Genomic DNA, 23,269 nt, shown 5'->3' with positions numbered 1-23,269 from the left:
GGCGAATGATCGTTCGAGTGCACTTAGTACACCACGGGGGAACGATGGCCGCACACGAGGATATTTCCTGTCCCGACTTCGAGCTGGTAGCGCCGATTGCCGTCCCGTCGAGTTCCAGGGTTCCCGATCAGGTCACCGGGCAGTCCACGAGCATGGAGTACGACCGCTATTTCCGACTCCAGCGCGATCGGATAGGGCTGCGGGAGTGGTCGAGGACCTGTCTCGAGGTGCAGCGCAAGGTCCTGGCCGACCTGGCGGACGTCGGATTGACGGCGGAGGAGCGCCAGAGCCTCCTGCATGGACTGCTGTTGATGGGCAATGAGGCCCTCCAGCAGTGGATCGACATCAGTGCCGAGCCGGATGCCGGACCCGCGCGGATGCGGGACGGCCGACATGAGCTGGTGGCGGCCCGTGAAGGCTGCTGAGCTGGACCCGGAGACCGAACGCGCGATCCGCCGCTGGAAGCTCGGCCACCACCTGTTCCACCTGTACCTGATCACGATGAACAGCGGAATGCAACGCGCTCAGGCCACCCTCCGCGCGGCGGAGTGGGGCGAGCTGGAGACCGAGATCGCCGACTTGGCGGTGCTCTATGACGCCGCCACCGCGGCGATGAAATACGCCGCCGGCTTCCGGCCGGAGAGCTACACGGGGGTCATCCGGCCGTCGATGAGCCCGCCGATGCTGAGCCCCGGCTTCTCCGGTCAGCTCAACCAGGACCACCAGGTGACGCTGCTGCTGTTGCGGTCGCTGAAGGCGGAATTCAAGCAGGCCCGCAAGGATTTCGCATTGCCGGAAACCCTGCTGTCGGCCTGGCGCCGGCTGATGTCCGCGCAGTCCAGGAATCGTCGGGATCACGTCCTGGTCTGTTCGAAATTCGTGCCCGAAGGAACCTCGCTGCTGAATCAGCATTTCGCTGACAATCCCATTTGATCATCAATCGAATGCTCGGGAGTGGCACAATGGTAACCGTTTGTGAGACGTGGCATCTCAAGGCCGAATACGCCGATCGCGCGCTGGAGCTCATGCAGGAGATGGACGACCTGGTCGGACCGCAGGCGCACGAGGACCCGGCCTGGTCGGGCCACGCCTCGTTCTTCCAGAGCCAGGCGGATCCCGGCACCGTGCTGATGATGTACGCGTGGCGCAGCGTGCCGGATCACCAGTCGCTGGCCGCGTCCGAGCAGGACCTGCTGGCCGATTTCCACGCGAAGTACTGCACCGCGCCGCGCGACATCACCTACTACACCGAGCTGCCGGTCGACGTCGACCACGACGACGATCACGACCACCACCACGAGCCGGAGCGGGGCACGCATGGGTGACCTCGTAGCGCTGGTGACCGGCGGTAGCCGGGGCATCGGCCGGGCGATCTCCCGCAAGCTGGCCGAGGCCGGGATGACCGTCGCGGTGAACTACCGCAGCGATCAGGCATCGGCGGCCGAACTGGTCGAGGCGATCGCCAGGGACGGCGGCGCCGCGTCGGCCCACCAGGCCGATGTGCGCAGCCCCGCGGGCATCAGCGCGCTCGCGCGGCAGATCGAAGGCGCGTACGGGCACATCGACGTGCTGGTCAACAACGTTGGCGAATTCAGCCTGAGTGCGGTGGCCGCCACCTCCGACCAGCACTGGCACGACGTGCTCGACAGCAACCTCGGATCGGCGTTCCACGCCTGCAAGGCGGTGCTGCCGGGGATGCGCCGGCGTGGTTTCGGCCGCATCGTCAACATCGGGCTCAGCCCGGTCTACCAGGTACGGGGGGCGCCGAACCTGGCCCCGTACGCGATCGCCAAGACCGGCGTCGTCATCCTCACCAGGTCGCTCGCCGTCGAGGAGGCCGCGCGGGGCATCACGGTCAACTGCGTCTCGCCGGGTCTGATCGACAACGGCTTCCTGCCACCGGAACAGGAGCGGTGGATGCGCAAGCGGGTTCCCTCCGGCCGGCTCGGGCGGCCGTCGGAGGTCGCCGACGCGGTGGAGTTCCTGGTTTCCGAGCGGGCCGGCTACGTCTCCGGCGCCAATCTGGCCGTCTCCGGTGCCTGGGACTGGGAGGACCGGCCGACCTATCACGACGGAGAGGTCACCGATCTGTTCGAGGGGAGGGCGTCATGACCGCTCCGGACGAGACGGGCGTCCGCGACGGCACCGCGTTCAGCGCCGGATACGGCGACTGGGAGCCGGATGAGTTCGTCGGCAACGGCGAGGCGGTGCTGGCCTTCATCGGCGACTACTTCGCCGGCATCCGCGACCTGCCGGTCAGCCCCACGGTCGACCCGAAGACGCTGTCCGCCAAGATTGACACCGAGGTGCCGCAGGTCGGTGAGGACTTCACCGCCATCCTGAAGGACACCCAATCGTTGATCGTGCCGTACCTGACCCACTGGAACCATCCACGGTTCCATGCGTACTTCAGCAACACCGGGAGCCTTCCCGGGGTGCTGGCGGACACGGTCAGCTCGGCGCTCAACGTCAACGCGATGCTCTGGAAGTCGTCGCCGGCCGCGTCGGCACTGGAGAAGACCGTGCTGAGGTGGATGGCCGGCATGCTGGGCATCGCCCCGGGCAACGACGGCGTCCTGGTCAACGGCGCCTCGCTGGCGACCCTCTACGCGCTCACCGCCGCTCGCGAGACGGTGGTCGGTCTCGACGTCCGCGAGCGGGGCCTGACCGGCTACGGACGCCGGCTGCGCCTCTACACGTCGGATCAGGCGCACAGCTCGGTCGACAAGGCGGCGATCGTCCTGGGCATCGGCCGGGAGAACGTGGTCCGCGTGCCCGCGGACGACGGCTATTCGATGCGGGGCGCGGCTCTCGCCGCGGCCGTCCAGGCCGACCTGTCGGCCGGCCACCAGCCGTTCGCCGTGGTGGCCACGGCCGGAACGACCGCGGTCGCCGCCGACGACGAGATCGATGCGATCGCCGACGTATGCCGGCAGTACTTCCTCTGGCTGCACGTCGACGCGGCGTACGGCGGATTCTGGCGGCTGGCCGGCAGCGGCGCGGAGGCCGCCGCCGACCTCAGCCGGGCGGATTCGGTGGTGGCCAACCCGCACAAGGTGCTCTACGCGCCGATGGAGGTGACCGCCCTCTACTGCCGCCACCGCGATGCGCTGCCCAACGTCTTCCGCCTCGTCCCGGAATACCTCAGGACCTCTCCGGACGATGGCGTGGTCGACTACATGAACTACTCGCCGCAGCTCGGCCGCTCCTTCCGCGCCCTCAAGCTGTGGTGGATCATTCGCAGCTTCGGTGTCCAGGGACTGGCGAACCGTCTGCAACGTTCGATCGACATGGCCCGGTGGCTGCGGTCCGCGGCCGGGTCCGATCCGGACTGGCAGGTCCCGGTGGACTCGACCTACCCGCTGGTCTGCCTGCGGTACGTGCCGCGCGGCCTGCGCCGGCGGTACGAGCCCGCGCCGGTGCCTCTGTCGCGGATAGCGAGTCTGAACGCCGGCGTCCTCGACGCGGTCAACGCATCCGGAGCGGCGTTCCTGTCCCATGCGGTACTGCGTGACGGGTACGTTCTGCGGGTCTCGATCGGCAATATCAGGACGGAACCGTCGGACATCGAGGCGCTGTGGGCACAGCTCCGCATGTCCGCCGAGCAGGTCTGGGACGACCAATGCGCACATCAGTGAGTGCCCGCTGGCTCCGCACGGCCGCCGAGGTGCCGGAGAGCGCGGTGGACGGCCGGCACTTCTCGACCACGGTCGGCTGGAGTCGTGGATGGGAGGGTGTCCGCACCGAGCGCGTCGTGGACCATCGTCACCTGCTGCTCGAGGGCGGGCCGGTGGCCGAGCTGGTGCCGTACTACCTCGTCAGCCGGTCACCCCTGTGGGACGCGTACGAGTCCGACGCGGGGATCGGCCCGATCTGGTCCGGCCCGGTCGTCTACTCGGCGAGCCTCTACGGCGAGTACGGCGGGGCGGGCGGCAGCACACCCGAATACATCGCCACGTGCGTCGACCTCGGGCGGGAGCAGACCGCCCGCTGGGCGGCCGAGGCACTGATCTTCGGCAACCTGACGTCCGCCGAGGTCGACGCGTGGTCGGCGATCCGCCCGGGCGGCACGGCGGTCCTGGTGGACCGGGCGTACGCGGCGCCGATCGGCGGTGCGGACTCTCCGCTGCCCGCCATGCGCGGCAGGGTCCGGCGCGAGCTGGTCCGTCAGTGGCGCCGGGCCAAGGACGGCGGGCTCCGGCTGCGGGTCCTGGCCGGTGCGGAGATGCTGCCGGCGCTCGACGAGTTCACCGATCTGGCCATGGCGGCCGCCGAGAAGCACGGAATCAACATCTACGGCAAGGACATCTTCGAGAACCTGGCCGGCGCTCCCGGGGCCATGCTGCTGGTCGCGGAGCACGATGGACGGATGGCGGCGGCGTTCCTGTGCTTCCTGCATCGGCGGCGGTTCAGCATGTGGACCGGCGGGATCAACTACCTGCACCTGCGGGAGCTGAAAACGTACGCGTTCCTCATGTACGAGTCCATGACGTACGCGGCTGCCCACGGAGCCGAGATCGTCGACCCCGGACGCGGCAACTTCGTGTACAAGGAGCGGCACGGCTTCCTGGGAACCGATCTGTGGGCCCTCGTCTATCCGACCACGCCGAGGCCGGCGCTGCGCGAGGCGCTGCGGCGAATGAGCGAAGGCATCCACGGCTACATCACGAGAAGTCTGCGGCGCGATGAGCTTGCTGCGCTCTGAACCGGCGTCGTCGTCGGGGTACACCGCCCGGATGGCCACCGTACTGTCCACGGTGATCGGTATCAACATCGGTTACATGGCGGTCCTGCCGTTCCTGCCCCGACTCGCCGAGGACCTGAGCCTGGACCGGACCGGCCTGCTGATCTTCGTCGCCGGCTTCGGGATCGCCAAGGTTCTGGCCCAGCCGGTCGGCGGCTGGGCGGCGGACCGGTGGGGACAGAATCTCACCGCGGTGACCGGCCTGGTGGTGGCGGCCGCCGGCATGGTGCTGGTCGCGTCCGCGAGCGACGGCGGCGCGGCGCTCGCCGGACGGCTGGTCTGGGGTGCCGGCGACGGCCTGGTCAGCCCGGCGATCTACGGCGCGGTCGCCACGATCTCGGCCCGGTACGGAAAGGACTCCTCCCGCGGTTATGCGAGGTTGGGCGTGGCCGCGGTCCTGAGCTTCGGCGCCGGCCCGTTGATCATCGGGCTGGTGCATTCGTACGCCGGCTATCCGGTGATCCTGTCCACGGCCGCCGGGGCGACGCTGCTGACCGCGCTGGTGGCGTGGTGGGCTCTGCCCGGCCGCACCCGGGATGCGTCCGTGGGCGCAGCCGCCGCGGCGGACGAACTCGCGCCCGAGCCGGCCTGGTCCTCGCGGGTTCTGCGTGCCGCCGTCTTCTTCGGCGCCATCGACCTGTGCGCCAACCTGGTGTGGGCGGCGATGGAACCCCTGATACCGCTGTATATGGATCGCGCGGTCGCCGATTCGGTGGGCCGGTCGGCGTGGGTGCTCGCGTTCGGCATGGCGGTGTTCGCGGGTCTGAGCCCCCTCATCGCGCGGTTGCCGGGCCGCCTGCGCCGGCCCGGAGCCGCGGCCGCCGGGCTTGTGCTGCTGGCGGCGGCGTGCGTCGCCTTGGGCGGCGTCGACCGTACGGTCGTCGCGGTGCCCGGCATGGCCGCCTTCATGGCCGCTCAGGCCTTCGTCTATCTGGTGGCTCGCGACGGCATCCAGCAGCACTGCGGTGGTACCGGCCGGGCCTGGGGCGTCTTCGGCATGCTGTCCGACGTCGGGTTCATGATCGGGCCGGGAATCGGCGTCCTGCTGTTCCAGGTGTCCGGCTCGGCGGCCTTTCCCATCCTCGGCGTGGGCTCGGCACTGAGCGCCGTCCTGATCTTCCTGATCATCCGGAGCACACGCATCCTGGCGGTGAGCCGGTGGGAGGTCAGCCGATGACGGCGCCGCACACGATCCGCCGGCCGCCGCCGGCCGGCATCGCCACTCCGCGCCTGATGATTCCGGGGCCGTGTCAGTCGCGGCCCGATGTCCTGGCGGCGTTTCAGCGTCCGGTGACCGCGCACTACGGGCCGTCGTGGGCCCGTACGCACGAGGAGGCGCTGACGCTGCTGCGGCAGGTGCTGGGGGCGCCCTGGGTCTACCTGCTTCCCGGCAGCGGGAGCCTGGCCATCGAGGCCGCGGTGGTCAACACGTTCCGGCCCGGTCAGCTCGTGGTGATCCCACGCACCGGCTACTTCGGCCGGCGTCTGATCGAGGTCGCCCGGGCACACGGGCTCAAGGTCCGCGACCTGGCCGTCGAGCCGGACCGGGCGGTCGACCCGCGTCACGTCGCCGATCTGCTCCCCGGTGCCGACGGGGTCATCCTGGTGCACGTGGAGACGTCGACGGGCATCCGGCACCCGGTGGCGGACATCGCCGAGGTGGCCCGCCAGGCCGGGGCCGCCGTCGTCGTCGACGCCGTGTCCAGCATCGCCGGCGAAGAACTCGACGTGCAGGGCTGGGGAGTCGACGCGGTCGCGGCCAGTACGCAGAAGGGGCTGGGCTGTCCACCGGGCCTGGGCATCGTCGCGCTGAGCGAGCACGGTCATGCCCGGACCCTGGACGATCATCCGCGCCCGTGGTATCTGGACCTGACACGGTGGGACCGTGAGCGCGAGGAGAGCTTCGACTGGGAGCCGCACCCGGTCACGATGCCGACGAACCTGGTGTTCGCGCTCATCGCGAGCCTGAGCACGATGGTGGACCGCGGCCTGGGGGAGTGGCGCCAGGAACGGGCGCGGGTCGCCGAGCACTGCCGTGAACGCCTCACCGAGCGCGGATTCACCCTCGTCGGGGCGCCCGCGGACCGCGCCGCCCTGGTGGTGGTCGCCCGTTGCGGCCGGCCGGCCGATGTCCGACTCCACGTGCTGCGCGAGGCCGGGATCGCGATCGCCGGTGGCCTGGACCCGGTGCGTGATGCCATCCGGATCGGCCTCATGGGCCAGAACGGCACCATCGAGATGGTCGACGAATGCACCGCGGCGCTCGGCACCAACCGCTGGCCCCCAACGGAGGCCTCCCTCCTTTGACGACCAGGTCGCGGTGCTCCTCCCGGCCGCCACCGAAACAGGGAGTCCCGGTGCCCGCGGGGGTCAGCGCACGGGCCGCCGGCTGGATACGATCGGCCGTCAGCTCACGGTCCACCACCGGGCGTATGGGGGCTACAGATGGATTTCTGCGTGCTGGGTCCGCTGGCGGCGACGTGCGACGGCCGGCCGGTAACCCTCCATGGTCCGCGCCAGCGCCGACTGCTCGCCGTCCTCCTGCTCAATGCCGACCTCGTCGTGTCGACGGAGCGCCTCGTCGACGAGCTGTGGGACGATCCACCGGCCACGGCGCGGCGGCAGGTGCACAACGCGATGGCGGCGCTGCGCCGCTCCCTCGGCGGCTACGGCGACGTGCGGATCGACACCACCGACGTCGGATACCGGCTGGCGATCCGGCCCGAGCAGCTCGACGCGGAGGTGTTCCGCGGGTACGTGCACGAGGCCGAGCGGCACGCGGCCGACGGTGGGGTGGGGGACGCGGTCCGGAGTCTGACCCGGGCGCTCGCCCTCTGGACCGGCCCCGCCCTGCCCGGCCTCGATGGTCCGCTGATCCGCAGCGCCGTCGCCGGGTTGGAGGAACTGCGGCTCACCTGCCTGGAACGACTCGGCGCGCTGCGGCTGGAGCTGGGCGAGGCGGCCGGCGTGCTGAGCGACCTCACCACCTGGGTGGCCGCGCACCCGCTGCGCGAGTCGCTGAGAGGCAGCCTGATGCTGGCGCTGCACCGGTGCGGCCGGCAGGCCGAGGCGCTCGACGCGTACGAGCAGGGCCGCCGGCTGCTCGCCGAGGAGCTGGGCCTGGATCCGGGCGCGGCGCTGCGCCGCCTGCACGAGCAGATCCTCCTCGACGCCGTCCCACTTCCCGCGGCGGTCCCTGCCGCGCCGCCGGAGCCGGCCGCGCAGACGCAGCCGGGCACCGGAACGGCCTGCACGCTGCCGCACGACATCGTGGACTTCTCCGGGCGGGCCGCCGAGCTCGCCCAGCTCCGCGACGGCATCGCGCGCTCCGCCGCCACCGCCCTGGCCATATCCACGATCGACGGCATGGGCGGCATCGGCAAGACCGCGCTCGCCGTACGCCTCGCCTACCTCGTCCGCGGCGACTACCCCGACGGGCAGCACTTCCTGGACCTGCGCGGGTTCACCCCCGGCCAGGACCCGATGACCTCCGCCCAGGCGCTCGACGTGCTGCTGCGCGGCATCGGCGTACCCGTGGAGCAGGTGCCCGCCGACGAGGACTCGCGTATCGCCTTCTGGCGGTCGCAGATGGCGAGCCGCCGGATGCTCGTCGTGCTGGACAACGCCGTCGACGAGGGCCAGGTGCGCCCGCTGCTTCCCGGCGCGGCGAAGACGCTGGTCATCGTGACGAGCCGGCGATATCTGGGCGGACTGGAGGGCACCAGCCCGCTGTTGCTCGACGTGCTGCCGGGGCCGGACGCGCTCGCGCTGTTCGAGCAGGTGTCCGGCCGGGGAATGGCGGAGCCGGACCGGGCGGTGGCCGCCGAGGTGGTCGAGCTGTGCGGACGGCTGCCGCTCGCCGTCCGCATCGCCGGCTCCCGGCTGCGGCATCGTCCGCACTGGACCGTGGCCGACCTGGTGTCACGGCTGCGCGACCAGCGCCGCCGCACCCGTTTCCTCGCCATCGGCGACCGTACCGTCGCCGCGGTGCTCGGGCTCTCCTACCGGTATCTGAGCCCGCCACAGCAGCGACTGTTCCGCTTGCTCGGAGTGCATCCAGGAGTCGATTTCGAGCCGTATGCGGTGGCCGCCCTGGCCGGCATCACGGCCGAGGAGGCCGAGGACGGGCTGGACGCGTTGGTCGACGACAACCTGCTGCTGCAGGGCACCGGCGGCCGGTACCGGATCCACGATCTGGTCCGCGACTGCGCGCACGAGCTGGCGCACCAGCACGACAGCGCGGCGGAGCTGCGCGCGGCGGCGCACCGGCTGCTCGACTACTACCTCCGGCTGGCATGGCGCTCGTGCGAGCCGATCGCGCGCGCCGCGCACCGCTTTCAGCCCGGGTTCCTCGACCCGGCGCCGGAGCTGCCCGCCGCTACCAACCCGATAGGCCTGCTGAAGGCCGAGCACGGCAACCTCGTGGAGGCGGCCCGGTACGCGGCCGAGCACGGCTGGCTCGACCACACCTGGCAGATCCCCGGCGCCCTGCAGCCTTTCCTGAACCGGCTGAACCACCATGGCAACTCCCTCGCGATGTTCGAGCGCGGCCTGGCCGCGGCCCGCGAGCTCGGGGACGCGCCGGGCGAGTCGGCGATGCTCGGCAGCATCGCGCTGATCATGCGGGAGCTGGGCCGGTTCGCCGAGGCGCAGCGGCTGTTCGCGCAGGCGATCGCGATCAGCCGGCGGACCGGGGCGCTCGCGGCCGAGGCGGGCCAGCTCTCCGGTTTGGGCTTCACCTACCGGCGCGCCGGGCAGTTGCGCCTGGCCCACGAGACGTTCGCGGCCGGCCGCGAACTGGCCGAGCGGGCCGGCGACCGGGCCGGATACGCGGCGGTGACCAACAACCTCGCCGTGGTGTGCATCGCGATGGGCCGGTACGCGGAGGGCCGTGCGTACCTCGAGGAGGTGCTGCCCATCGCGCGCGAGCTCGGCGCGGTGCACGACGAGGCGATGCTGCTGGGAAACCTGGGCCAGGCGCTGGACCGGCTGGGCCAGGGCGCCGCGGCGCTGGAGCGGTTCGACCGGGCGCTGGAGCTGAGCCGGCGGGTGGAGCTGCGGCACGGCGAGGCGATGAGCCTGGCCGGTCGCGGTGCCGCCCGGGTCAACCTGGGTGACCTGGCCGGCGGGCTGGCGGACGGGCGGGCCGGCCTGAGCATCGCGCGGGACGCCGGAGCCCCGTACGCCGAATGCGAGTCGCTGCTCGTCATCGGCGCCGCGCGCGAGGCAGCCGGGCGGTGGGCGCAGGCCGAGTCGGCGTACGAGCAGGCCCGGCGCTTCGCCGCGGCGAACGACCTCCCCATCCAGGAGGCGCGCGGCTGCGACGCGCTGGCGCGGCTGAGGGCACGGGTCGGTGACCGGGAAGAGGCCGGGCGGCTCCGGGAACGGGCGCTGCGGCTGTATCCGGCCGAGGCGGTCGAGGCGCGGCTGCTGCGCGCTGTCGTCGAGCCCGCCCGGGCAGCGGTCGACCAGGGCGAACGCATGATCGATACCGAACGGATAGCGCCCGGGTGCACGATCGTGCCGGCCCTGTAGGGGGACAGAAGCTGAGGGCGATCGATCGGGGGAAGCACCACATGAAGAAGCCGGTACTGATCGGGTTGCTGATCGCGGCGGCGCTGCTCGCGCTCATCGGCGTGGGGGGCACGGCCGGCGGCCACCACCGGGGCGACGCCGGGGACTCGCGGCAGGCGACCCCGCCGATGGACTGCATCCAGACCAGCTGTGGATGAACCGGCCCGCGCGACGCGCGGCGCCCGAGGGTTCACGACGAGCATCACCGCGCTGCTGGTGGTGCTCGTCGTGGCCGCGGCCTCGCAATTGCCGGGGTCGATGACGCCCGGCTGGCTCGGCGACCGGCGGGATACGTACCAGCTCCTGTGGCCGCAGCAGTGGGAGTTCTTCACCGCCGTCGGGTCGGTCGCCGTCGGGGTGTACCGCTCCGGCGGATACCAGCCGGTGACCGCACCGCTGGCATCCGCGCAGAACCTGGGCGGCCTGAGCCGGCGGGAGTACGCCACCATCGTCGAGGCGGCCGTTCTGGCCAGGTCCGTACCGGCCGCGCGGTGGCGTGACTGCGGGCGGCCGGCGGTGGCGGACTGCGCCGACCGGCTGGCCGGCGCGCCGGTGACCACCGTGGACAGCAGGGTCGCGTGGCAGCCGCTGTGCGGCACCGTGGTGTTCACCCGGGAGCGGCTGGTCGCCGGCGCCTGGCAGGTCCAGTCCGCCGCGCCCGCCGAACTGGCATGCGCGCGCTGACGCGCGTCCGCGCCGAACTGCTCCTCCGTGCGGCCGATTTCGACCCGCGGGACCGGCAGCTCGCGGTCGGGCGCTCGCTGCTCGCCCTTGCCACGCTCAGCGTCCTGCTCTGCACGCCGACAGGCGCGCTGTTCGCACCGCTGCCGGACATCCCGGCGGGGGCGCGCTGCGGCGGCGTCCGGGTCGCGCTGCTGTGGTGCATCGGCGGTCACGCCCCGTGGTTGTCGACGGCCCGGCTGGTCGTGGCCGTCGCCGTCCTCGCCGCGGTCGTCGTCGGTCTCGGCCCGAAGTGGACCTGCGTGCCGCAGTGGTACGTCACCCTCAGTCTGGGTGCGTCGATGACCGTACCGAATGGAGGTGACGCCGCCGGCCGGATCGGCACCATGCTGCTCATCCTGATGTGCCTCGGCGACGGCCGGCGTTGGCACTGGCGCCCCGGTCGCGACCCGTATCCGCCCGGCTGGGGCGGCGCCTCGTACGCCGCGCATCTGGTGCTGCGGCTGCAGGTGGCGTTGATCTACCTCGCCGCGGTCGGCACCAAGCTGGCGGTTCCGTCCTGGCGGGACGGCACCTATCTGGCCGAGATCTTCCACCATCCGCACTACGGCCCGTCCGCGGCGCTGCGTTCCGCGCTGGGGCCCGCGCTCGAGCACCGGCCGATCGTCGCCGCCCTCACCTGGGGCACCCCCGTCGTCGAGCTGGCCATCGCCGCTTCCGTCCTCGCCGGGCCGCGGCTGCGCCGCTACGGCCTCGCCCTGGCCATCGCCCTGCACGGCTTGATCATTGTGCTGATCGGCCTGGTCAGCTTCGGCGTCACGATGATCGCCCTGGTGACGCTCGCAAGCGGCGGAGCCCGCCGCCATCCGAGCGCCGATACCGCGCCGATGCAGGTCCGAGAGTCCGCGCCGGTTGCCTAGTTCTCGTCGCCGCCACCGGCGATCGGGTGGGCCAGCGGTGAGGAGTACCGGTGCAGATCGAGATCAACTGGGATGTCACGTACGCCTGCCCGCTACGCTGCGTGCATTGCTACTCGGAGTCCGGCCGGCGCCCGGCCCGGCAACTGAGCCACGCCGAACTGCTGGAGACGGCCGACGCCCTGGTGGCGATGAAGCCGCGCTCGGTGACGTTCGGCGGCGGCGAGCCGTTGCTGGTGCCCGGCATCCTCGAGGTCGCCGAGCGGATCTCGCGGGCCGGTGTCGAGGTGGCCATGTACACCGGTGGCTGGCCGCTGGTCCCGGACACCGCGCGCGAACTGGTGCGGGTGTTCGACCGGGTGAACGTCAGCGTGGACGGGGCCACCGCCGCGGTACACGACCGGATCCGCGGCCGGCGCGGCTCGTTCGCCCGGGCGGTACGGGCCCTGGAACTCCTCGACGGCGCGGCGGCCACGGACCGGCCGTTCATGTTCGGGCTGGACTGCGTCCTGGTGCAGAGCAACCTGCACGAACTCGACGAGGTGTGCATCCTGGCGCGGCGCTTCCCGCGCCTGTCGTCCGTCTGGTTCGGCGCGGCGGTACCGTCCGGGCTCGCCAGCCGGCCCGCCTTCGCCGAGCGGGAACTGTTGACGGACGAGCAGTTGCGCATGCTGACGAGCCGGGACACCCTGGCCCGGCTCCGCGCGCTGGCGCCGGCCGGGGTTCGTGTCGCCACCACGGACAACCGGATGCTGCAGATGCACCCGGACACGATGGCGCGCTTCGACTTTTCCATGATGCAGGTCGAGCCGGACGGACAGGTACGCGCGATGCCCATCTACGAAGGCACCGTCGGCAACGTCCGTACCGACCCACCCGACGTGCTCTGGGAACGCTCGGTGGCGCGTTGGAAGGACCCGTTCGTCACCGCGGCGCTGTCCACCGCGGACACCATGGTGCAGTGGGCGGCCGCGACCCGGCGGATCGACGAGCGGTTCGGCTCCGCCGAGGTACGGGCCCGGATCGCCCGCCGGCCCGAGTTCGGCGCCGCGCCCGTGGAGGTGTCCCGGTGAAACTCAACCCCGAACGGCTGCAGCCGTTCTGCCTCGCCGACCCGCTGTTCTTCGACACCCCGGAGCGCATCGCCGACCGGGCCGAGCGCCTGCCGGCCGCGGACCGGGAGACGCCGGCCGGCTGGACGCGCACCGAGCGCGGACTGTGGGTCTCGCTGCGCCCGCCGGGCGTGAGCCTGCCCGAGCAGGGCTGGAAGATCCACGCATCGGCGACCCTCGACGAGGTGAGCCGGGTCTGCGACATCGTCTGGGAGTACTGCGTGGCGCACGCCGTCACCTTCAAGTTCCTGCGCAGCGCCGGCGCGGTACGGTTCGCCAACAACAAGTACGCGCACCGAGGCAGCAGCGGCAAGGCGCTGACCTTGTACCCGGTGGACGAGGCACAACTCGGCCGGGTGCTGTCCGACCTGTCCGAGCTGCTCTCCGGGGTGCCGGGGCCGTACATCCTGAGCGACTTGCGATACGGGGACGGGCCGCTCTACGTCCGGTACGGCGGGTTCTCCGGCCGCACCTGTCCCGACGCCGACGGGGAGCCGACGCCGGCGCTGGCCGGTCCGGACGGAAAGCTGGTACCCGACGTGCGCGGCCCGGCGTTCCGGGTACCGCCGTGGGTAACCGTTCCGGAGGTGCTGCGCCCGCACCTGGCGCGGCGCGATGCCGACCACGGCGTGGATTTCCCGTACGAGGTGGAGCGCGCGCTGCACTTCTCCAACGGCGGCGGCGTGTACGTCGCCACGCACCGCACCACCGGCGAGCGGGTGGTGCTGCGGGAGGCGCGCCCGCACGCGGGGCTGGACCGCGACGGGGCCGACGCGATCGCCCGGCTGGCCCGGGAGCGCGCGGTGCTGGAGCGGTTGGCCAGCCTGTCCTGCGTACCCCGCGTGCTGGGCTTCGTGACCGCCTGGGAGCACCACTTCCTCGTCGAGGAGTACGTCGAGGGCGACAACCTGCTCGACGCCATGGTGAAGCGCCAGCCCCTGCTCGATCCGGAGCCCGATCCGGCCGCGGTGGCCGAGTACGTCGAGTGGGTGCACGACGTGATGTCCGGCTTGGAATGCGCCCTCACCTCGGTGCATGCGCGCGGCATCCGGTTCGGCGACCTGCACCCGGCCAACGTGATGGTGCGCCCGGACGGCCGCGTGGTGCTCGTCGACTTCGAGCTGGCCACCGACCTTGCCGACGAGCACCCTCCGGCCCTGGCCGCGCCCGGGTTCACCGTCCCGCGAGGCCTGTCCGGCGCGGCGGCCGACCGCTACCTGTTCCACTGCATCCGGCTGTGGATGTTCCTGCCGGTGACCGGCGGTCTGGCCCGCAGCCCCGCCGACCTGGCCCGCCTGGCCGGCAGTGCGCAGCGGCTCTACGGCTTGCCGGCGAGCTTCCCCGCCGACCTGGCCCATGCGCTGGGCACGGCCGTCCCGGCGGCGGATGCCGGACCCGCCGCGCTGCTCGGCGGCGACCAGAGCGACTGGCCGGCCATCCGCGCCTCGTTGATCGCCGGCATCCACGCCGGCGCCACCCCGGACCGTGCCGACCGGCTGTTCCCCGGCGATCCGAACCAGTTCGCCACCGGCGGGTACACCCTCGCGTACGGCGCGGCCGGCGTGCTGCACGCGCTGCACGTCACCGGAGCTGAAATACCCGACGAGTACGTCACCTGGATGCTGCGATCGGTCCACCGTGCGCAGAACCCGCGCCCCGGCCTCTACGACGGCCTGCTCGGCGCGGCCGCCGTGCTGTACGAACTGGGTCGCGTCGACGAAGCCCTGGACCTGGTACGCCGCGCCGTCGGCCAGCCGCTCACCACCCCCGGCCTGTTCGGCGGGGTCGCGGGCGCCGGCGTGAGCCTGCTGCACTTCGCCCGGGCCACCGGCGACGAGGGGCTGCGCGCCGCCGCCACCCGGATGGCGGACGCCCTGGCGCCGATGATCCGCGCGGTGGCGACCGGGCGGCCGGCACCGTCGGTGCGGGGCGGGCTGCTCCGCGGGATGTCCGGCCCGGCGCTGTTCCTCCTGCACCTGTACGAGGACACCGGCGACCCCGCCTACCTCGATCTCGCCGGGGCGGCCCTGCGCGCCGACCTCGCCTGCGGCGAACGCCTCGCCAACGGCACCCTCCAGTTGGTCGAGGAGGGCCGGCGGTACCTGCTCTACCTCGACGGCGGCAGCGGCGGCCTGGGCCTCGTCCTGCAGCGGTACCTGCGGCACCGCGACGAGCCCGCGTTCCGGGACGAGGTCGCCGCGATCGGCCACGGCTGCCGCAGCATCTTCGTCCGCCAGCCGGGCCTGTTCCGCGGCCGGGCCGGGCTCATCGCCGCGCTCAGCCACCTCCCCGGACCGGAGAACCCGGCCGCCATCGCCGCCCACGTCCGCCGGCTCGGCTGGCACGCGGAGACCTACCAGGGACATCTCGCCTTTCCCGGCGACAAGCTGATGCGCTTGTCGATGGACCTGGCCACCGGTTCCGCGGGCATCCTGCTGGCGCTCAGCACCGCCTTCGAGGGCACGGCCGTCCTGCCGTACCTCGACGCGCGGGTACCCGCCCCGACTTCCTGAGAGGAGGTGAACTATGTCCGAGATCCTGGAGCTGCAGGCGACCGAGGCCGACACCGGCGGCGTGGCGGCCTGGCCCTGCCTCAGCATCTTCACGTCGATCGACTGCGGCTGATCGTGAGGCGGCACCGTCCGGTGACCCACCGCCCGGCTCCGTCCGCGGCGGTGGGTCACCACAATGCCCCGGTGAGGAGGGCCGGTCCATGAACGCCGGACCGGCGACCCTCCGGTTGCTCGCCCGCACGGCGCGACGCACGCCCGGCTGGGGCGCGCTGCTCGTCGCGTCCAGCGCGGCGAACTCGGTGGCGATCCTGGCACTGCCGGCGGCGCTCGCCGCGGCCACCGACGCCGTGCTGGGCCGGGGCGGCACCGCCACGGCCGCCACCCGGCTGGGCCTGGTCATCGCGACGTCCGCCCTGTGCACGGTCCTCGCGACCGTCGCCGAAGCGGGCTGCCTGTCAGGCGGCACCCGGTGGCTGCGGCACGAGGTGCTGCGGGTGGTCGTGGCACGCGGCACCGCGGCGCGGCGCAAGGTCGATCCCGGCGACGTGACCAGCCGGCTTGTCAGCGCCGGCTCCGACGCCGGACACGCGCTCGACTCCACCGTGGACGTCATCGTCGGAGCCGCCACCTCGATCGGCGGCATCGTGGCGCTCTGGCTCATCGACTGGCGCTGCGCGGTCGCCTTCCTCGTCGCCGCGCCGGTCTCCTGGGCGGTGCTCGGCCGGTTCGTCGCGGACACCTCGGCGACGGTCACCCGGTACCGGACCGCGCAGGCGGCGATCGTCTCGCTGCTGCAGGACGCGCTGGCCGGCATCCGCACCGTCCAGGCGGCGGGCACGGTACGGCGCGAGATCGACCGGGTACTCGCCCCGCTGGACGGGGTCAGCGCGGCCGGGCACGCCACCTGGGCCGCCCAACGCCGGATGGCGTGGCAGGGGTCGATCCTCTCGGCAACCGTCAACCTGGCCGTGCTCGGGGCCGCCGGCTGGGGGGTGAGCGCCGGCCGGCTCAGCGCCGGGCAGTTCGTCGCCGCCGCCGGGTACGTGGCGCTCGCCCTGGGCCTGATCGCGCAGGTGGAGGCGTTCACCGGGCTCGGGTACGCCCGCGCCGGCGCGCGCCGGCTGGCGGAGCTGCTCGCCGAGCCGGTGCCCGCCGCCGGGGACTGTGCGCTGCGGGAAGGGCCGGGCGCGGTCAGCTTCCGCGGTGTCACCGTGCGCCGCAAGGAGCGGGCCGTACTCGACCGGCTGGACCTGGACGTGCCGGCGGGCTGCGCGGTAGCGGTGGTGGGTCGTTCCGGTGCGGGTAAGACGACCCTGGCCGGCCTGGTCGGCGGGCTGGTGCGCGCGGACGAGGGCGTCGTCCTGCTCGACGGCGTACCGGTTACGGCGTTCGCCGCCGGCGCCGTGGCGTACGCGTTCGAGCGGCCGGTACTGCTCGGGCGCACGGTGCACGACGCCATCTCGTACGGGAGTCCCGGGCTGGACCGGTCCGCCGTCCGTGCCGCCGCGGCGGCGGCCCAGGCCGACGCGTTCATCCGGCTGCTGCCGGACGGGTATGACACCCCGCTGCCCGAGGCGCCGATGTCGGGCGGGGAGGTGCAGCGGATCGGGCTGGCCCGCGCGCTCGCCCGGGACGCCCGGGTACTGGTGCTCGACGACGCCACCTCCGGCCTGGACACCGTGACCGAGGCACGGATCGGCGCCGTACTCACCGACCGGTTGGCCGGCCGTACCCGGATCGTGGTGACCCACCGTCCCGCCACGGCGGCCCGCGCCGACCTCGTCGCGTGGCTCGATGCCGGGCGCCTCCGCGCGGTCGGCCGGCACCGGGACCTGTGGGCCCGGCCCGACTACCGCGCCGTCTTCGCCGCCGGCGATGCCGACGGGACGCCACCGTGACCCGGCCGGAGGGGCGTCTCGGCAGGGCGGCCGCGTGGCGGCTGCTGCGCGACCCGCTGCGCGGGCGGCGGCGGGCGCTGGTCCGGATCGCCGCGTGGTCGGTGGTGGAGTCGGCGCCGGCGCTGGTCGGCGGCCTGGTCGTGGCCAATGCCGTGGACCGGGGCTTCGCGCGGCAGGCCCCGCTCGCCGGGCTGGGCTGGCTGGCCATGCTCGCCCTGGCCTGGTCGGTGCGGGTGGTCGCGGTCCGCCGGCTCTACCCGTGGCTCGCGGCCGTGGTGGAGCCGGTGCGCGACAGTCTGGTGCGCGCGGTCGTCACCGCCACTCTGGTCCGCGCGGCCGCGGGCGAGCGGCCGGATCCGGCCGGTGCGGCGCGGCTGGGCAGCCAGGTGGAGACCGTACGCCGGCTGGTGTCCGGCCTGCTGCGCACGATGCGTGGGGCGGCGGTCGGCATGATCGCGGCGGCCGTCGGGCTGACCGCACTCGCCCCCGCGGTCGCCGCGGTCGTGCTTCCGCCGCTCGCGCTGGCGCTCGTGTTCTACGGGCTGCTGCTGTCCTCGCTGGCGCGCCGTGAGTACGCCACCCTGCTGGCCGAGGAGGCGGTCGCGGCCTCGGCCGGCACCGCGCTGTCCGGGCTGCGGGACGTGGTCGCCTGCGCCGCACGCGACCGGGTGGCCGCCGAGGTCGGCGCGGAGGTGGACCGGTTCGCCGCCACGACCCGCGCGCTGGCCCGGGCGACGGCCGCACGCACCCTGGTGATCACAGTGGGCGGGCAGGGCGTGCTCCTCGCGCTCGTCGTCCTCGCGCCGTGGCTGACCGAGCACCGGTTGACCGCCGGGCAACTGGTGGGCGGACTGACCTACGTCACCGCGAGCCTGCTGCCGGCGATACGCACCCTGGTCACCGTGGTGGGGGACTGGCTGGTGGAGTTGGGCATCGCGCTGTACCGGCTCGCCGAGGCCAGCCGGACACCGCCGGCCCCGCCGCCGTCCCGGGCCGCGCCGCCCGCCGGACACGACCTGCGGATACGGGGCCTGACCTTCGCGTACGGCCCGCACGCCGCCCCGGTCGTGGACCATCTGGACCTGGACCTGCCGGAGGGCCGGCACCTCGCCATCGTCGGCCCGAGCGGGATGGGCAAGACCACGCTCGCCCGGCTGCTGTGCGGCCTCGACCGGCCGCAGTCCGGTGCCGTCCTGCTCGGCGGCGTCCCGGTCACCGCGATCGCACCGGACGCGCTGCGCCGCCGCATCGTGCTCAGCCCGCAGGCCGCCTACGTCTTCGCCGGCACCCTGCGCGAGAACCTCGCGTACCTGCGCCCCGGCGCCACCGACGCGCAGTTGGACGCCGCCGTACGCGCGCTCGGGCTGGGTGCCCTCGTCGCGCGGCTGGGCGGGTACGACGCGGTGCCGTACGGGCTGTCCAGCGGCGAACGGCAGCTTGTGGCGCTGGCTCGCGCGTACTTCTCGGAGGCTTCCGTGTTGGTGCTCGACGAGGCCACCTGCCACCTGGACCCCGCCACCGAGGCACGCGTGGAGACCGCCTTCGCCGAGCGGGGCCGCACGCTCATCGTGATCGCGCACCGGATCAGCTCCGCCCGCCGGGCCGACCTGGTACTGCTCATGGACGGACCCCGCACGGTGTGCGGCTCGCACGACGACCTGCTCGCCGGCTCATCGACCTATGCCGACCTGGTCGGGCAATGGGCGGTGCCCACATCCGACCGATCGCCTTAGGTCCAGTCGGGCTTGTACGGATACCACAGGAACGGCGCGATCTGCCGCGGTGGCGGCGCCACCGGCGGCGGAAGCTGGACCTCCAGGGGGTGTTCCAGCATCGCCCCCAGCGCGTCGTGGATCTGATCGCGTTCAGCCTGCGGCCGGCTGTGGTAGTCGGGAATCTTCTTGGTCAGGTAGCCGATGCGCTCCTCGCGTTCGAGTTCCCGCCAGTTGTCCGGTTTGATCTCCAGGGCGAAGCCGGCGAACAGGCCGCCGGGCAGCTTGCTCAGCAGCGTGCCGAAGGTGATCTCGGTGGCGACCTCGCCGGCCACCTGGAGGGCGCCCCGAAGGTCGCCCCGGGCCAGGTAGCTGGCCCCTTCGGCCACGGCGAGCACGAGCAGCACCCCGTCCAGCACGGCCGTACCGCGGACCGCCCGCTTGATCGCCCCGCGGGGGAGCTTGGTGAACGCCTCGAGCCACGCCGCCCGTTCGCCGGGTGCGAACAGCCGCATCAGGCGTACGTCGAAGACGTGCAGGCCGCTGTCGAAGATGGCCTGGGTGAAGCGGGTCTCCGCGCCGGCCCAGGCGTTGCCGACCACCCGGTTGATCCGGCCGGCGTCGATCGCCTCCACGGCCGGGATGGCGGCCGCCCGGTCCGGATAGACGTCGGCCAGGAACCGGCGCGCGTCGGCCAGGTTCTGGGTGTACTGCGGCCCGGTCAGCGCCCCGGCACCGGAGATGCCCTTCATCTGGGCCTTGTTGTCGACCAGCCAGAGCGTCTTGGTCGTGGGGTCGTAGGCGATCAGGTCGACGCCGTTGGCGTTGACGTTCTTGCTCCAGTCGTGGAAGACGGTCAGGCCCTTGGCCGTCAGGGCGTCCGCCAGGTTCTGCTCGCCGATCAGACCGAGTAGTGAGTTCTTCGTCGTGGCCGGCGGGGTGTAGCGGGAGTCCACCTGGTGCAGGTCGTCAGGGGTCAGCGCGTTCTGCACCGCTTGCCCGTACGCCGCCTGGGCCTGCTCGGGCGTCAGGTAGCCGGACTGCTGTGCCTGGCCCAGGGTGCGGCGCAGGTCCTGGAGGTCTCGGTTGACCGCGGACGGCTGCTGGGGGCCCGAGCGCTGGCCGCCGATCCCGCCCGCGCCCATCCCGCCGTACCCGCCGCTGTACCCGCCGGCCCCGCCGCCGAAGCCGCCAGGGCCGCCGGAGCCGCCCGGCGTCTGGATGCGGCGGGCCACGCTGGCCGCCTCGGCGATGCCGATCGTGTTGTCCGACAGCCGTTTGAGCAGGTCGGCCAGCTCGCCGCGGCCGGACATGTCGCGGAAGATGTTCGGGGTGGCGATCGCCGCCAGCGCGGCGGCCATCCCGGTCGGGTCGGGCGCGGGTGCCGGGTTGACGATGTTCACCACCGGCGAGGGCAGCGGGCTCGGGGTCAGGTCCGGGTTCTGCGGCTGCGGCTGCACGGGCTGCACCGGGGCGATCTCCGGGGCCAGATGCGGAATCGGCGAACTCTGCCAGTCCCAGAACCGGGAGTTGTCGATCTCCTCGGCCGCGCTGCAGTGGCCGAGCCGGGCTTCGGCGAACGCCCCGCGGGCCGGCAGCGTGATCAGGTTCTCGACCGGCGGCTCCGGCGGTGTCTCGCCGGCAGATGTGCGGATCTGGTCCGCCCAGGCCGGATCCACACAGGGGAAGCACACCCACGGGCCGGCGAACTCCACCAGCCGGTTCTCCACGTGCTCCAGCACGCTCGAGTTGTCGGGCAGGCGGATGCCGGCCAGCCACCGCTCGCGCTCGGCCGGACCGAGCGCGACCAGGAGCGCGCGGCCGTAGTGCAGGGGGTTGGCGCGAAGGTGTGCCAGGAGTTCACCGGTGCGGGCCAGGTCGTCCAGCTCCCCGGCCGGTGGTACGGCCGGCGCCCCGGTCCCGGCCGGGCGGTTCAGCGGCAGCAGGATCGACGTGGGTTGGGTGACGAACAGGTCGCCGCCGGATCCGCGGTAGTCCATGTCCAGCAGCGGGTGTTCCCGGCCGTCGGCATCCCTGGCGGTCAGCGTGATCCGTTGGATGCCGACGTCGCAGTTCTCCGGCGCGACGCCCAGCAGGATCGCGTCCACGTCCCCCCACGGCACCGAGCCGTTGCGTGGCGGGGCCGGCGAAACCCCGGCGACGAAGACGTAGGTGTGGTCGGTCGCCTCGAAGGCGCCCGGGTAGCCGAGCGTGTCGATGTCCCCGAGGGCGCGGTTGACCAGTCCGGTCGCGCCGCCGGGACCGATGAATGTGCCGCGGATCTCGACCCGCTGGTTGCTGCCGCCGGTCGCGCTCACGCCGCCGGTGCGGATGGCGAACCGGAAGTAGACCAGCGGCGGTTCGGGCCGAGCCGGCGGTGCCGGCACGGCCGTGTGCACCTGCCGGCGGTGGACCGTACGGATGAGGGCGTCGACATGTCCGGACAGCGTCGGGTCGAGCAGCGCGGCCCGGATCGTCCCGGCGAACCGGGCGGCCACCGCCGTGGCCGCGTCGTCGGCACCGTCGAACCAGTCCACCCGGGTCCGGACGAACACGGCCGGGCGCTCCCGCTCCAGCGCGGTCGCCACCCGGAAGTGGCGCAGCACCTCGTAGTAGAGGACGGTCAACGCGTGCGCGTGGTTGTAGTTGACGACCGTCCGGGTCTCTATCACCTCACGCTCGGCCTGCGTCGAGTGGACGACCACGGTGCTGCGCAGTTCCCGTACGGCGCTGCTGGCCTGGGTGATGTGGTCGCTGACCCGCTGCACCGTCTGGGAACTGAGATCACGCCGGCCCCGCGACGCCGACGACGCCCCGCCGATCGCCCCGCTGAGGCCGACGGCCGCGCCCGCCACGCCGATGCTGCCGGACGCGCCTGCGGACCCGGCCAGACCGGACATCGAACTGGAACCGCCCTGGTATTCGCTGAGCGCGGCGTCCACCGTCTCCGTGATGGTGCGGTCCCGTCGCTGGTCGTGCAGAAGCTGTTCGGTGACCTTGGTGTCCTCGTCGCGGGCCGCGTCGTCGGCCCGGGACCAGTCGATGACCGCGAGGTTGACCGACTCGCCGGGGGCGAGCGGCACACTGTGGACGATCCCGCCGAGGGAGTGGCCGAGTTGGAACCAGCGGACGGCGTACTCGTGCACCACGCCGAGGCGTACCGGATCCGCCGGCGCCGACACGTCGGTGAGCAGCACCGCCTGCTGCAACTGGAAGGCCTGGATGGCCAGGCTGGCCGGCAGCATCGTCTCACAGCCGTGGTCGCCGAACACCGCCGGAAGGGTGGCCGAGAACGATCCGGGGGACAGCCGCCAGTCGGCGAGGCTCGGTCGCTGGATCGCCGGCAGTCCCCGCCCGCGGAGCCGGTCCAGCAGCGGCGGGGCCGGCGCGGCCAGCCGGGCGACGATGACGGCCTCGGCGAATCGGCCGTCCACGAGGGCGTCCACCCGGTCCGGGGAGCCGGCCGCGGCCAACCAGACCGCGACGTCGCGCGGCCCGTCGGGCGACTGCCGCCGCACCTGCATTGCCTCGCCGATCGCCGCCCGGACCGGCGTGGGCAGGCGCGTCAGGTCGAACGACAGGTAGCCGCAGTGGTCGCTGGCCAGCACCCCGAGCGGGTACGCCCAGCCGCGCGGCGCCTCGCCGGGCGTACGCAGATCGAGCCCGCGCTCCCGGGCCACCGCGCGGACCGCCGCCTCGAACAGGCCGGGTAGTCGGGCCGGCGGCACGGCGCCGAGCCGGCCGGCCTCATTGACGGCGTGCCGGATCACCTCCGCCGCGAACGCCCGACCGGCGGCGCGGTCCGCCGCGAGGTCGGCGGCGGCCGTGGCGGACAGTGTCGCCGCCACCGCCGGACGGAACGCGTCCCAGCAGTCGCGGGCAACGGCCGCGTCGTCCCGCTCCTGCGGGTCGGCGTCCCGGAACGCGGCTACGAAGTCGTCGAAGTTGAACCCGGCGAGCGGCTCGCCCGGTGCCGCCGCATGAAACTGCACCTCGGCGTAGACCGGCAACCCGCGGCCGGCCGGGATGCCGGTCGCCGGGTTCAGGCAGAAGACGCTGAGTTGGGTGGGAAGGACGGCTGCGGTGCGGGGCATGCGGACCACCACCCGGGTGAGCGA

Annotated in this window: 17 protein-coding genes; 16 read left to right on the top strand and 1 reads right to left on the bottom strand. The window is 73.0% G+C overall.

The features are described 5' to 3' along the window. Nucleotides 1-44 precede the first annotated feature (44 nt). The 16 genes from EDD30_RS06350 (at nt 45) to EDD30_RS06280 (ending at nt 19,172) form a co-directional block, all read left to right on the top strand. Nucleotides 45-425, top strand: a complete 381-nt coding sequence (locus EDD30_RS06350) for a hypothetical protein (RefSeq protein WP_071802900.1) — start codon at nt 45-47, stop codon at nt 423-425. Next, nucleotides 412-933 (top strand): hypothetical protein, encoded by a 522-nt coding sequence (locus tag EDD30_RS06345; RefSeq protein ID WP_071802899.1) that lies wholly within the window; start codon nt 412-414, stop codon nt 931-933. Before EDD30_RS06350 ends, EDD30_RS06345 begins: the two co-directional genes overlap by 14 nt. A 29-nt stretch (nt 934-962) precedes the next feature. Further along, on the top strand, nt 963-1,325 hold the full coding sequence (locus tag EDD30_RS06340) for a hypothetical protein (RefSeq protein ID WP_071802898.1): 363 nt from the start codon (nt 963-965) through the stop codon (nt 1,323-1,325). Next, nucleotides 1,318-2,112, top strand: a complete 795-nt coding sequence (locus EDD30_RS06335) for an SDR family NAD(P)-dependent oxidoreductase (protein ID WP_071802897.1) — start codon at nt 1,318-1,320, stop codon at nt 2,110-2,112. Before EDD30_RS06340 ends, EDD30_RS06335 begins: the two co-directional genes overlap by 8 nt. Beyond that, a complete protein-coding gene (locus EDD30_RS06330) occupies nt 2,109-3,638 on the top strand; it encodes a pyridoxal phosphate-dependent decarboxylase family protein (protein WP_071802896.1) in 1,530 nt (509 codons plus the stop codon). Before EDD30_RS06335 ends, EDD30_RS06330 begins: the two co-directional genes overlap by 4 nt. Next, nucleotides 3,623-4,705, top strand: a complete 1,083-nt coding sequence (locus EDD30_RS06325; RefSeq protein WP_123678113.1) for a GNAT family N-acetyltransferase — start codon at nt 3,623-3,625, stop codon at nt 4,703-4,705. Before EDD30_RS06330 ends, EDD30_RS06325 begins: the two co-directional genes overlap by 16 nt. Before the next feature lie 31 nt (nt 4,706-4,736). After that, nucleotides 4,737-5,921: an MFS transporter gene (locus EDD30_RS06320; RefSeq protein WP_170047073.1), complete on the top strand. Its 1,185-nt coding sequence runs from the start codon at nt 4,737-4,739 to the stop codon at nt 5,919-5,921. Then, the gene (locus EDD30_RS06315) at nt 5,918-7,051 is read left to right on the top strand and encodes a pyridoxal-phosphate-dependent aminotransferase family protein (RefSeq protein ID WP_071802893.1); all 1,134 of its coding nucleotides are present in this window, start codon (nt 5,918-5,920) and stop codon (nt 7,049-7,051) included. The genes EDD30_RS06320 and EDD30_RS06315 overlap by 4 nt, the downstream gene beginning before the upstream one ends. A gap of 150 nt (nt 7,052-7,201) precedes the next feature. Beyond that, nucleotides 7,202-10,279 (top strand): AfsR/SARP family transcriptional regulator, encoded by a 3,078-nt coding sequence (locus EDD30_RS06310; protein ID WP_071802892.1) that lies wholly within the window; start codon nt 7,202-7,204, stop codon nt 10,277-10,279. Between the two features lie 41 nt (nt 10,280-10,320). Next, nucleotides 10,321-10,476 (top strand): hypothetical protein, encoded by a 156-nt coding sequence (locus EDD30_RS38840; RefSeq protein ID WP_170047071.1) that lies wholly within the window; start codon nt 10,321-10,323, stop codon nt 10,474-10,476. Beyond that, nucleotides 10,469-11,002 carry a hypothetical protein gene (locus tag EDD30_RS06305; RefSeq protein ID WP_071802891.1) on the top strand — a complete coding sequence of 178 codons (534 nt, stop codon included), beginning with the start codon at nt 10,469-10,471 and terminating at the stop codon, nt 11,000-11,002. The genes EDD30_RS38840 and EDD30_RS06305 overlap by 8 nt, the downstream gene beginning before the upstream one ends. Further along, entirely contained in the window at nt 10,990-11,919 is a 930-nt protein-coding gene (locus EDD30_RS06300; RefSeq protein WP_071802890.1) for a sporulation-delaying protein SdpB family protein, read from the top strand. The genes EDD30_RS06305 and EDD30_RS06300 overlap by 13 nt, the downstream gene beginning before the upstream one ends. A gap of 50 nt (nt 11,920-11,969) precedes the next feature. Beyond that, complete coding sequence (locus tag EDD30_RS06295; RefSeq protein WP_071802889.1) at nt 11,970-12,989, top strand: radical SAM protein; 1,020 nt, start codon at nt 11,970-11,972, stop codon at nt 12,987-12,989. Beyond that, nucleotides 12,986-15,541 (top strand): class III lanthionine synthetase LanKC, encoded by a 2,556-nt coding sequence (gene lanKC / locus EDD30_RS06290; protein ID WP_071802888.1) that lies wholly within the window; start codon nt 12,986-12,988, stop codon nt 15,539-15,541. The genes EDD30_RS06295 and lanKC overlap by 4 nt, the downstream gene beginning before the upstream one ends. Nucleotides 15,542-15,741: 200 nt before the next feature. Continuing rightward, nucleotides 15,742-17,439 (top strand): ABC transporter ATP-binding protein, encoded by a 1,698-nt coding sequence (locus EDD30_RS06285; RefSeq protein WP_071802887.1) that lies wholly within the window; start codon nt 15,742-15,744, stop codon nt 17,437-17,439. Further along, the gene (locus tag EDD30_RS06280; protein ID WP_244945145.1) at nt 17,436-19,172 is read left to right on the top strand and encodes an ABC transporter ATP-binding protein; all 1,737 of its coding nucleotides are present in this window, start codon (nt 17,436-17,438) and stop codon (nt 19,170-19,172) included. Before EDD30_RS06285 ends, EDD30_RS06280 begins: the two co-directional genes overlap by 4 nt. On the opposite strand, the gene EDD30_RS06275 is transcribed toward EDD30_RS06280, so the two are convergent. Further along, on the bottom strand, nt 19,169-23,245 hold the full coding sequence (locus EDD30_RS06275; protein ID WP_143162530.1) for a hypothetical protein: 4,077 nt from the start codon (nt 23,243-23,245) through the stop codon (nt 19,169-19,171). The two genes, EDD30_RS06280 and EDD30_RS06275, sit on opposite strands and share 4 nt — an antisense overlap. Nucleotides 23,246-23,269: the final 24 nt, after the last annotated feature.

Source organism: Couchioplanes caeruleus (genome assembly GCF_003751945.1).
Lineage (GTDB): Bacteria > Actinomycetota > Actinomycetes > Mycobacteriales > Micromonosporaceae > Actinoplanes > Actinoplanes caeruleus.
The sequence above is the reverse complement of the archived record's forward strand: the minus strand, read 5'-3'. Positions and strand labels throughout refer to the sequence as shown.